Below are 11,116 nucleotides of genomic sequence, written 5' to 3'. Positions count from 1 at the left end.
CAAATTCCTCGCGTGGGGGGGGCGGTGTGCTCCCCGCCCGGGGTTGGGGGGGGGTATGCTCGACGTCCACAGCCGTACCGTCGTGTCCCAGCTACCGCTGACGATGGTGCGCCCGCCCGGCACCCAGGCCACCGACGACACCAGGTCGCCGTGACCGGTCAGGGTGGCCACCGAGCTCGGGGACTGCGGGTTGGCGAGGTTCCAGACCTGCACCGTCTGGTCCCGGCAGGCGACGGCCACGGTGCTCCCACCCGGCGCGAACACGACCTCCCACACCTCGTTGTTGAAGCTCCGGGCGGTCAGCAGGCGCTGGCTCGAGACGCTCCAGGTCCGCATCGTGGCGTCCGTGCTGCCGCTGACGAGGGTGCCTCCGTCCGGGGAGAACGCCACCGACATCACCACGCCCGTATGGCCGCTCAACGTGCCGAACATGCCGGGCGACGAGGCGTCGGCGACGTTCCACAGCCGGATCTGACCGCGCTGGCTGCCGCTGGCGAGGGTGCGCCCGTTGGGCGAGAACTCCACGGTCCAGATCTGGTTGTCGCCCGGGTTCACGCTGGACAGCTGCTGCGGCGACGACGGGTCGGAGGCGTTCCACAACCGGATCGTGCCGTCGGCGCTGCCGGTCGCCAGGATGCCGCCGCCCAGTGGCGAGAACGCCACCGCCCACACCTCGCCGCCGAAACCGGTCAGGGTGCCCACCTGCTGCGGGGACGACGGGTTGGACACGCGCCACAGCCCGACCGACCGGTTCTCGGCGGTGACGGCCAGCAGGCTCCCGTCGGGCGAGAACGCCACCGACACCTGCTTGCCCGAACCGGGCAGCACGGCCAGTGCCTGGCCGGTGGACTCGTCCCACAGCCGGGCGGTCCCGTCATCGCTGGCGCTGGCGACCGTGCGCCCGTTCGGGGAGACCGCGACGCCCTGCACCCGGCTGCTGTGGCCGGACAACGTACGCGCCGCGTGGAAGCCCGCGGTCTGCGCCGGGGGCACGTTCGCCGGCTGGTTGTTCTGGCTAACCGGGCCGTTCGGGACCGCGACCACGGGCGCCACCGCGCCGGAACCGGCATTGGACGAACCGCCGGGAGCCGCGCTGGACCCCGCGGCCGGGGAACCGGACGTGGCCTCGGTGTCGGCCAGACTGGCCGCTGCGACGGGTCCGGTGCTCACTGACGGGTGGGTGCCGGCGATCACGCGCGGACCGTTTCCCGAGCCGGAGCCGACCCCGAACTTGATGATCACGACGGTCACCGAGCCGAGGAGCACCACGGCCACGACCGCCGCGGCGATCACGGCCGGGATCGCCCAGGCCGGGTGCGCTCTCGGGGGCCTGGGACGTTGCGGCGGGAAGCCGGGCTGGCCGGGAAGGCCCGGGGCGCCCGGCGGCCAGCCATAGGGCGTGCCGGCGGACTGGGCGTCGCCCGGCGCCCGGCGAATCTGGGTGCGCTCCTCGTCCGCCGGCCGCTGGACGGCGGCCCCGGACCCGGCGGCCACCAGCTGGGGTGTTCCCGGCAGCGACTCGGGGCCGGCCAGCCCGCTCCGGTCGAGCAACCCGGTGGCGCTCGCGGCCGCGGGGGCGGCTGCCTGAGCCGGCGCGCCGTGAATCGGTGGTTCCTGAGCCGGTGAAGTCTCGGCCGGGGGTGGCGCGGACGGCGGAGCCTCTGACGCCTCAACCGGCGCGGTCGGAAGCGCGGCCGCCTGGGCCGCCGGCGCTTCGACCGGGGCCGCCTGGGCCGCCTGGGCCGCCGGAACTGGTACCGCCTGAGCCGGGGCTGGCTGAACCGGGACCGCCCACGACGGGGTTGCCCGCGCCAGCGGCGCCTCGACCGGCGTCAGCTGGGACGGAGCTGCCGGATCCGGCGCCGCCGTCGACGACGTAGTCCGGCGGCCGCTGGTCGCGGTCTTCTGGGAGAGCGTGTCGGCCGCGGCGTCGAGCCAGTGGGTCAGCGTGTCGGGCAGCGGGCCGCCCGCCTGGGCCGGCCGTTGCTCCGGCGGGGCGGCGAGCGTCCGCAGGATGTGCTGGATCAGGGCCGGGCGCCGGCCGGTCAGCTCATCGCGGTGCAGCATCTCGGCGAGCACCGCCTCGTCCAGCCAGCCGTCCCGGGTCGTCGGCAGCTTCTCGCCGAGCAGGATCTGCGCGGTCGTGGCCGCGAAGGCGTACCAGTCGGCCGACGTCGTCGCCATCGCGCCGTGCAGGCGTAGCTCGGGGGCCGCGTAGGGCGCGCTGCGGCCGGACACCCCGGTCGCGTCGGTCAGCCTGGCGAGCCCCAGATCGACCAGCATCGTGCTGCCGTCCCGGTCGACCACGATGTTGGCCGGCTTCACGTCGCCGTGCGCGACCGGCACGGCTGTCAGCCGGCCCGAATGCATCTCGTCCAGCGCCCCGGCGACGTTGCGCAGCTTCCGGATCCGTTCGGAGACCAGCGCCTCCGGGTGCTCGTCGCACCACTCCCGCAGCGTCATGCCCTCTACGAAGTCCATGACGACGTAGCCGAACCGGGTCCCGGGGTCGGCGAGGCCGGCGGGGTGCAGCTTCGGCCCGGTGAACACGTCGGTGACCCGGACCAGGCCGGGGTGCCGCAGCGTGCTGAGCAGCCGGTCGGTCTTCTCCCAGTCGGCCTCGTCGCCCGGCCACGCGGGCATGATCTTCACGGCGACGGTACTGCGGCCCGACATCGAAAGCTGAAGATGCGCGCGCCACACCTCGCCCTCGCCGCCGCCGCCCACGTTCTCGACCAGGCGATATTTGTCGGGCGCCGTAACCGGCCCGACCCAGAAACCGGCGTCAGACATCAGATCCCCCGTGGAAATGCCGTTGTGCTGCTCGTCCGGGAAGCCAGCCGGGCCGAGATGGTACTCGGAGCGTCAGGACGACGGCGCCGTTGCCGCGAGATGTGGTGCTCGTTCATCAGGCTGCGGGAGGTGACGATAGCGACTCCCATGCGCCGGTCGCCGCGCGGGATGTGCGCGTCCGCATTGTGCGTCTCCGGGAACCGCGCGGAGCGGCTTTTCCGGACGCCACCGGAGTCGGCGGAACGTCACCCTGCTCCAGCGCAGGCTAGTGATCTTGAGAGGACTCCCGTTTGATCGAGACGTGCACAGCCACACGGCCGTGGACACCAGGACGGCAGCCGTCTCAGGCGGGGGGTGAGACGGCTGCCGCCCGCCTGGCTCGCGCGCAGCGCCCCCGTTCGCAGAGGAGGAAGGGGCATGGTGACCAACGAGAGGCCCAGTCGCGGATCGCGCCTGGAGGTCGAAGCCGGAGGTGATAGCAAGACGCCGTCGGCCCCGGAGTGGCGGCGCACCAGTTTCTGCGGAATCGAAAACGCCTGCGTCGACGTCGCTTTCGCCTCGACCGGCATCACGATGCGGGACTCGAAGGACCCGGCCGGGCCGGTGCTGCTGTTCACCACCGCCGAGTGGGCCGCCTTTCTCCGTGGAGTGCACAACGGTGAGTTCGAGCTCCCTCGGGGGGAGCTCGAACGTCCGGGGTGCTAGCCGCCACGCTGACCACTCCGGAAATGGCGTGGTCAGCCTCCTGTTCTCAGCTCGTTCACGCGTTTACTCATCATCTCCAGCGATATGTCCGGGGTCTGCGCAACTCGCTGCGCGCTGGCGAGTGCGTCGACATAGACCCGGACCGGGTCCGGCTCGTCGACGAAGGTCTGTTGGCCCAGCGCCTCGGCGAAGACGACCGGGCTGAGGTCCTGGTCCTCGAAGCTGAACAGCGTGAAGCCGACGCCCTCGGCCGGGTGGATGGGCGCGTCGGACCGGATGATCTGCACCACGACCCCGGCGCTCTCGGCGCACCGCAGCACGTGCTCCCACTGGGCGGCCATCAGCGGGCCGTCGCCGATCGTCCGGCGCAGCACGGCCTCGTCCATCAGGACGGTGAGTCTGGGTGCGTCGGGCCGGTCGAGCAGCCGTTGCCGGCGCTGGCGCAGCGCGACGCGCCGCGTCAGCAGTTCGGGGGCGACGCCGTTGACCGAGCCCACCAGCGCCCGCGCGTAGTCGGCGGTCTGCAGCAGGCCTGGGATCAGGGAGGTGGCATGGATCTCGATCGTGGCCGCGCCATCTTCCAGGCCGAAGAAGGTCCCCGAACCAGGCGGGACGACGTCGGTGAACTCCTGCCACCACTCCCGGCCACGGGCTCGGCGGACCAGTTCCTCCAGGTCACGGCGTTCGGACTCAGCGAAGTCGATCAGGTGGGTGATCGCGGTGAGATCCTGGATCCGGATCCCGGAAATCCCGGTCTCCATCCGGCTGATCTTCGCCGCGGAGCACTCCAGCCCGCGCGCCAGGTCCTCGATGGTCAGTCCGGCCCGCTGCCGATAGCGCCGCAGGCCCTGGGCGAGCCGCCGGCGCGCCAGGACCGCGTTCGTCGCCCTGTCTGCATCCGACCGCGCGGGAACCATGACGAGATCCTCCATCCCCCCACCACAGCCGCTCGTACCCGGTTGACCAATCCAGGCAACCACGCCGTAGGCTGGACGGAAATTTCTTCCTGCATATACAGGATGCAAATTACATCTGAACCTACAATGTGACCATGCTCTGGTACCAGTGCCGCCGCCGCGGGGGCTCGGCGGCCCGGTCCCGGAGCCTTCCGCGGGGGCGGAGCCGCGCTCTCCCGCGCTCCGCCCCCGCCAGACCTGGCACGCCCGTCGCTGCCTCGTACGGGGGGGTAGCGCCGGGCGGCCCGCCCACCGGAACGGCGGCGGCCGACCGGCTCCGGAATGCCGCGCCCACGCCACCAACGCGCCCCGCTGAACAGTGCCGTTCACCGCGTCACCTTCCCTCATCTGGCTGTGTGACGCGCGAACCGCGAAACCACGAGACGTCCGACCAGACCGAGGGGACAGCGCGATGAGGGGGGCGGAGCCGCGGATCGGCCAGGAGCGGTGGGTCCTGGTCTACGAGTACACGCCGCAGCGGGCACAGAAGGCGTCCGGCACCAGGATCGACATCGGCGGGACCCTGGACATCGGCCGCGAGGGGATGCTCGCGCTCGGGGTCGAGGTGTGGAGCGAGGGCATCTCCCGCAAGGCGGTCGTCGTGACGGCCACCGAGTCCGGCTGGGAGGTCTCCGTACCCAACCGGCATGGCGCGGTCCTTCACCCGTGGGGTCAGGCGCCAAGGAAGATGTCCGCGACGGAGCACGTCTCCTGGCCGCGGGCCGCGATCCGGGTTCTGAACGCCGAGCCGGTCGACAAGCCGGGCGGCACTCACCACTGGGTGCTGCTGGAGGCCGACCGGCTGCCGATCACGAAGGCCGGCCCGAGCCCGGCGCGGAACACGACGACCATCACGTTCACGCCCCCGCCGCCGACGCCGCTGACCGAGAAGCAGGACGCGGCGCTGCGGCACGTGTTCGCCGAGCTGCTGGCCTGGCCACCGCGGCTGCCGGCGAAGCCGCGAACGCTGGAGGCCACCGGCCGTCACCTCGGCGGCGTCACCGAGGAGGCCATCCGCGAACGGCTGCGCCCCGTCCGCGACCGCGCGCTGCGGCTCGGGCTGGCCGACCGGGTTGGCCTGACCGACCCCCAGTACCTCTACTGGCTCGTCGAGAACGGCTTCGTCACCCCGCCGCACGGCACCGACCACCGCGTGCAGCTCCCCTGGCTGGAGTGACGGGCCGCGGGCGGGCCCGCCTCGTCGTGGCGAGCCGCGCGGAACCGGCCGGGGCCGCGTGCCCGGTTGTCCACAGGCTGCCGGCGGGTGACGCCGGTGTCGGACCTGGCTCCTACAGTGGCGGGGTGACCTTGCCGCTGACCGAGCCGGCCGAGACCGCTTCACCAGCAGACGCTCAAGCGCCGAGCGGAGCCGAGCACCCGGCTGGTGCCGCCGCGGCCGCCGGCGGTGCCGCCGCGCCCGGTTCAGCCGCGCCCAGCGCCGCGGGGCAGGTGCTGCGCCGGGTGTTCGGGTACGAGGCGTTCCGGCCGGGCCAGGGCGAGATCATCGAGCACGTCGTCGGCGGTGGCGACGCGCTCGTGCTCATGCCAACCGGAGGCGGGAAGTCTCTGTGCTACCAGATCCCGGCCCTGGTCCGGCCGGGCACCGGGATCGTCATCTCGCCACTCATCGCGCTCATGCAGGACCAGGTGGACGCGCTGCGGGCGCTCGGCGTCCGGGCCGACTTCCTCAACTCCACACAGGACCCGGGGCAGCGCAGGACGGTCGAGGCCCTGTTCGTCGCCGGTGAGCTGGACCTGCTCTACCTCGCGCCGGAGCGGCTGCGGCTGCCGTCGACGGGAGACCTGTTCGACCGGGCGAAGATCTCACTGTTCGCCATCGACGAGGCGCACTGTGTCGCCCAGTGGGGCCACGACTTCCGGCCGGACTACCTGGAGCTGTCCACGCTGCACGAGCGCTGGCCGGACGTGCCACGGGTGGCGCTGACGGCGACGGCGACCCCGGCCACGCACCAGGAGATCACCCAGCGGCTCGGCCTGGCGAACGCCCGGCACTTCGTCGCCGACTTCGACCGGCCGAACATCTCCTACCGCATCGTCCCGAAGAAGGAGCCGAAGAAGCAGCTGCTCGACCTGCTGCGCACCGAGCACGCCGGTGAGGCGGGCATCGTCTACTGCCTGTCGCGCTCGTCGGTCGAGCAGACGGCCGACTTCCTCGCCGCGAACGGGATCAAGGCGCTGCCGTACCACGCCGGCCTCGACTCCCGGGTCCGCGCGACGAACCAGGCCCGCTTCCTGCGCGAGGACGGGCTGGTAATGGTCGCGACGATCGCCTTCGGGATGGGCATCGACAAGCCCGACGTGCGCTTCGTCGCCCACCTCGACCTGCCGAAGTCGGTCGAGGGCTACTACCAGGAGACCGGCCGAGCCGGCCGTGACGGGCTGCCGTCGACCGCCTGGCTCGCCTACGGCCTGCAGGACGTCGTCCAGCTCCGCAAGATGATCGACTCTGGGGACGGCGATGCCCAGCACCGCCGCCGCCAGGGCGTCCACCTCGACGCCATGCTCGCGCTATGCGAAACGGTCGAGTGCCGGCGGGCCGGGCTGCTGGCCTACTTCGGCCAGGAGGGCCACGGCGCCTGCGGTAACTGCGACACCTGCCAGCACCCGCCCGAGACCTGGGACGGCACCGTCCCCGCGCAGAAGCTGCTGTCCGCCGTGCTGCGGATGGCCCGGGAGCGGCGGCAGAAGTTCGGCGCCGGGCATCACATCGACATCCTGCTGGGCCGGGCCACCCCGAAGGTGGCCCAGCACGAGCACCAGACCATGACCGTCTTCGGCGTGGGCACCGAGCTGAACGAGTCGCAGTGGCGTGGGGTCGTCCGGCAGCTGCTCGCCCAGGGCCTGCTCACCGTCGAGGGTGAGCACGGCACGCTCGTGCTCACCGACACCAGCGCCGAGGTGCTGCGGGGCGAGCGCAAGGTGCTCATGCGGCGCGACCCCGAGCGGGTCGCGAAGGCCGGGTCCGGCTCCCGGTCGGGCGGCGGGTCCGCGGACGGCAAGGCCAAGCGCGCCGTGGTCGACCTGTCGGCCGCGGACCTCGAGGTCTTCGAGCGCCTGCGCGCGTGGCGCGGCGCCACCGCGAAGGAGCAGGGCGTCCCCGCGTACGTCATCTTCCACGACGCCACCCTGCGCGAGATCGCCAGCCGGGCGCCCTCGACGCTGTCCGACCTCGCCACCATCAGCGGCGTAGGCGAGAACAAGCTCGCCAAGTATGGCCAACAGGTCCTCGACACCCTCGCCGGCTAACCCCCGCTCGGCGCCGAGCACCCGCCACCGAACGCCCGCCGCCCCACGCCCACCCGCCGCCACACCCAGCCCGCCGCCACCACCGGCATGGCCAAGATCGCCGTTTCAGCCCTCCCATGGTCGCGATTCGGGCTGTTTCGCAACCACGGCAGGGCTGAAACGGCGATCATGGTCGGCCTGCCCGCCGGGACGGCCAGGCCCGCCGGATGGCCAGGCCCGGCGGGACGGTCAGGGCCGGCGGGACGGTCAGGGCCGGCGGGACGGTCAGGGCCGGCGGGGTCTGGCTAGGTTCGGGCCGGGGCGGTGACGAGCACCGGGCGCTCGGCGAGGGTGACCCGGACCTCGGCGCCGGGGGCGAGGTCACCGACCTGGATGGTGGCCACGTCGGCGACGACGAGGCCCGCCGTGTCGGCGGTGGCGTCGGCGAGCTCGGCGCTGCCCTTGCCACCGACGGCCGCGCGCGCGACGCCGGGCAGCTCGACCTGAACGCGGGTGATCGCGCCCCGGAACGAACGCTGCACGACCCGCCCGAGCGCACCTCGGCCGTCGCCCGCAGCGCCGTCGGACCCGGCCGTGACGACGACCGCCTCGGGCCGGACGAGGACGTCGACGTCGCCCGCCAGGCCCTGGGAGCCGACCTCCAGGACGGGGAGCCGCTGGCCGGTCACCTCGACGGTGCCACCGTCGGCGAGCGTGCCGGGCAGCCGGTTGACCGTGCCGACGAACTCGGCGACGAACGGCGTCTCGGGCCAGGCGTAGACGATCTCGGGGGCGGCGAGCTGCTCCAGCTGCCCGGAGCGCATGACGCCGACCCGGTCGGCCATCGAGAGCGCCTCCTCCTGGTCGTGCGTGACGAACAGGGTGGTGATCCCGAGCCGGGTCTGCAGCGACCGGATCTCGTCGCGCAGCTGGGCACGCACCTGGGCGTCCAGCGCCGAGAGCGGCTCGTCGAGCAGCAGCACCCGCGGCTCGATCGCGAGCGCGCGGGCGAGCGCGACCCGCTGCTGCTGGCCACCGGACAGCTGGTGCTGGTACTGGCCGGCCTGCGCGCCGAGCCCGACCAGCTCCAGCAGCTCGCCGGCGCGCGCCCTGCGCTTGCGGGCGGGCATCCGGCGCAGCCGCAGCCCGAAGGCGACGTTGTCCAGTGCGGTCAGGTTCGGGAACAGGCTGTAGGCCTGGAACACCATGCCCATGCCGCGCTTGTTCGCCGGGATGCTGGTGACGTCGGTGCCGCCGACGAGGATCTCGCCGGAGTCCGGCCGCTCGAAGCCGGCGAGCGCCCGCAGCGCCGTCGTCTTGCCGCAGCCGCTGGGCCCGAGCAGCGCGACCAGCTCGCCAGGGCTGATCGTCAGCGACAGGCCGTCGAGCGCCCGCACCGCTCCGTAGGAACGGCGCAGGTCGCGCATCTCGATCCCGACCGCGCCCGCCACCGGGCCGGCCACGCCTGGCCCGGCGGGCCCGCCCGGTCCCGGCAGCGCGGCCGCCGCGGCGAGCTCGTCGGCCTCACCCGTGTCCTCGACCCCGCCGGCCTCGCCGGCGGTCTCGTCCGCCATCGCGGTCTCGCCCACGGCTAGAACCCCCCAAGGATGTTCGCCTGGCGGCCGCGCCGGCTGCCAAGCGTGATGAGCAGCATCAGCAGGATCCAGGTCAGCAGCAGCGACATCATCGACACCGCGACCGAGACACCGGCCTGCGTCTGGGCGACCGAGACCACCCAGACCGGGAACGTCACCCACAGCAGCACGCTCGCCATCGCGAACTCGCCGAGCACGAGCGCGACGGTCATGACGGCCGCGCCGAGCACGGCGGTGCGCAGGTTCGGCAGCACGACCCGGAACAGCTCGGTCGCCCAGCCGCCGCCGAGGCTGCGCGACGCCTCGACGAGCGTCTTCAGGTCGATCGCGCTCATGCCGGCGTCCAGCGACCGGTACGCGAACGGCAGCGCGAGGATGACGTACTCGAAGCCGAGGCCGTAGGACGACGACAGCATCCAGGACGGCCCCTTCGAGCTGAACGCCCCAAGGAAGCCCACGACGAGCACGATCGGCGGGATCACGAGCGGCAACACCGTGATCGTCTCGATCACCCGCCGCAGCCAGGGGAACCGTAGGTGCACCAACGTCATCGTCGGGACGAGCAGCGCGAGCATGATCGCGACGGCCATCAGCGCCAGCTTGCCCGACAGCCACAGCGCCGAGCCGAATCCCGGCATCTTCGCGAACTGGCGGTACGAGGCGAACGAGTAGCCACCATGCGGGTCATGCAGGCTGAACTCGAACGACGCCGCCAGCGGCAGCAGGAAGAACACCGCGGCGACCACGAAGACCGCCCAGCGCCAGGCGTTGACCCGGATCACCGTCCAGGCTCGGTTCCCGCCGGGGCGACGCGCCCGCGTGGCACTCGCCGGTGCCGGCACGGCGGCGAACCTGTCCTCTGTCGTCACCGCAGCCATCGGGACGCCCTCCGCGTCAGCAGGGTGTAGCCGACCATCACGATCGCGATCACCACGATCATCTCGAAGCCGAGGGCCTTGCCCACGTTCTGGCTACCGGCGATGACGTTCCCGGAGACCAGGTTGCCGATCTGGATCGGGACCAGGGCGACGGTGCCTGCGGTGAGGGCCTGCGCCGTGGCGTAGGCCGCGAAGGAGCTGCCGAACAGCAGCAGGAACGCGCCGGCGATCGACGGGAAGAGCACCGGCAGGCCGACGTGGCGCCAGAACGACCAGGTCGAGGCGCCGAGGCCCTGCGCGGCCTCCCGCCACTGCGGGCGCAGCCCCTCCAGCGCCGGAGTGATCGCCAGCACCATGAGCGGTATCTGGAAGTAGGAGTAGACGACGGCTACCCCGCTGAACGTGTAGAGGTTGAATCCCAACGACGACAGGCTGATCCCGACGTCCTTGAGCCACCGGGTGGCGAGACCCGTCGTGCCGAGAGTGGCGATGAACGCGAACGCGAGCGGCACGCCGCCGAAGTTCGCGAACACGCCGGAGGCGGTGGTGACCACCCGGCGCAGCCAGGTGTTGCGCTTGGTCGTCAGCACCGCCTGCGCGAGCAGGCCGCCGAAGACGACGCCGATCGCCGCGGTGAGCAGCGAGACCTCGATGCTGGTGATGAACGCCGTCCGGTGGAGACCCTCGAAGGTCGTCCGGATGTTGCCCAGCGTCCAGCTGCCGTCGTCGGTCTTGAACGAGTCGACGATGACCGCCACGGTCGGGAACCCGAGGAAGATCACCGCATAGGCGAAGAAGGGGAGGGTGCCGAGCAGCGCCAGCCCGTCCCCTCGAACCACCCGCTGGGCCATCCGGGCCAGCGGCCGCGCGCCGCCCGCTACGGCGACGCCCGGCCGCGTGGGAGTCGCCGGCGGCGGGGGGCCCGGGGGGGGGGGCCCCGGCC

General features: G+C 72.6%; 8 protein-coding genes. 3 read left to right on the top strand and 5 right to left on the bottom strand.

Annotated features, from left to right (window positions below; translation table 11 throughout):
* Positions 1 to 2,793: WD40 repeat domain-containing serine/threonine-protein kinase (locus I6A60_RS03860; protein WP_203055561.1), on the bottom strand; the 2,793-nt coding region annotated here is incomplete at its 3' end.
* A gap of 417 nt (positions 2,794 to 3,210) precedes the next feature.
* Between I6A60_RS03860 and I6A60_RS03855 the strand changes: the two genes are divergently transcribed.
* Positions 3,211 to 3,498: a DUF397 domain-containing protein gene (locus I6A60_RS03855; protein WP_203023812.1), complete on the top strand. Its 288-nt coding sequence runs from the start codon at positions 3,211 to 3,213 to the stop codon at positions 3,496 to 3,498.
* A 32-nt stretch (positions 3,499 to 3,530) separates the two neighbouring features.
* On the opposite strand, the gene I6A60_RS03850 is transcribed toward I6A60_RS03855, so the two are convergent.
* Positions 3,531 to 4,430, bottom strand: coding sequence for a helix-turn-helix transcriptional regulator (locus I6A60_RS03850; protein WP_238434716.1), 900 nt, complete (start codon positions 4,428 to 4,430; stop codon positions 3,531 to 3,533).
* A 436-nt stretch (positions 4,431 to 4,866) separates the two neighbouring features.
* Here I6A60_RS03850 and I6A60_RS03845 point away from each other — a divergent pair, with 436 nt between their 5' ends.
* Together I6A60_RS03845 and recQ are read left to right on the top strand one after the other, a co-directional pair.
* Positions 4,867 to 5,631, top strand: a complete 765-nt coding sequence (locus I6A60_RS03845; protein WP_203023813.1) for a hypothetical protein — start codon at positions 4,867 to 4,869, stop codon at positions 5,629 to 5,631.
* Between the two features lie 125 nt (positions 5,632 to 5,756).
* A complete protein-coding gene (gene recQ / locus I6A60_RS03840; RefSeq protein ID WP_307873514.1) occupies positions 5,757 to 7,721 on the top strand; it encodes a DNA helicase RecQ in 1,965 nt (654 codons plus the stop codon).
* Between the two features lie 284 nt (positions 7,722 to 8,005).
* Here the strand turns inward: recQ and I6A60_RS03835 are convergent, their stop codons facing one another.
* From I6A60_RS03835 to I6A60_RS03825, 3 genes are all read right to left on the bottom strand, one after another.
* On the bottom strand, positions 8,006 to 9,127 hold the full coding sequence (locus I6A60_RS03835) for an ABC transporter ATP-binding protein (protein WP_374113331.1): 1,122 nt from the start codon (positions 9,125 to 9,127) through the stop codon (positions 8,006 to 8,008).
* A 164-nt stretch (positions 9,128 to 9,291) separates the two neighbouring features.
* Positions 9,292 to 10,164 (bottom strand): ABC transporter permease, encoded by an 873-nt coding sequence (locus I6A60_RS43325; protein WP_203017077.1) that lies wholly within the window; start codon positions 10,162 to 10,164, stop codon positions 9,292 to 9,294.
* A partial coding sequence (locus I6A60_RS03825; protein WP_203055560.1) for an ABC transporter permease subunit occupies positions 10,161 to 11,116 on the bottom strand: 956 nt, incomplete at its 5' end. The genes I6A60_RS03825 and I6A60_RS43325, both read right to left, overlap by 4 nt.

It is taken from the genome of Frankia sp. AgB1.9, assembly GCF_016786355.1.
Lineage (GTDB): Bacteria > Actinomycetota > Actinomycetes > Frankiales > Frankiaceae > Pseudofrankia.
The sequence above is the reverse complement of the archived record's forward strand: the minus strand, read 5'-3'. Positions and strand labels throughout refer to the sequence as shown.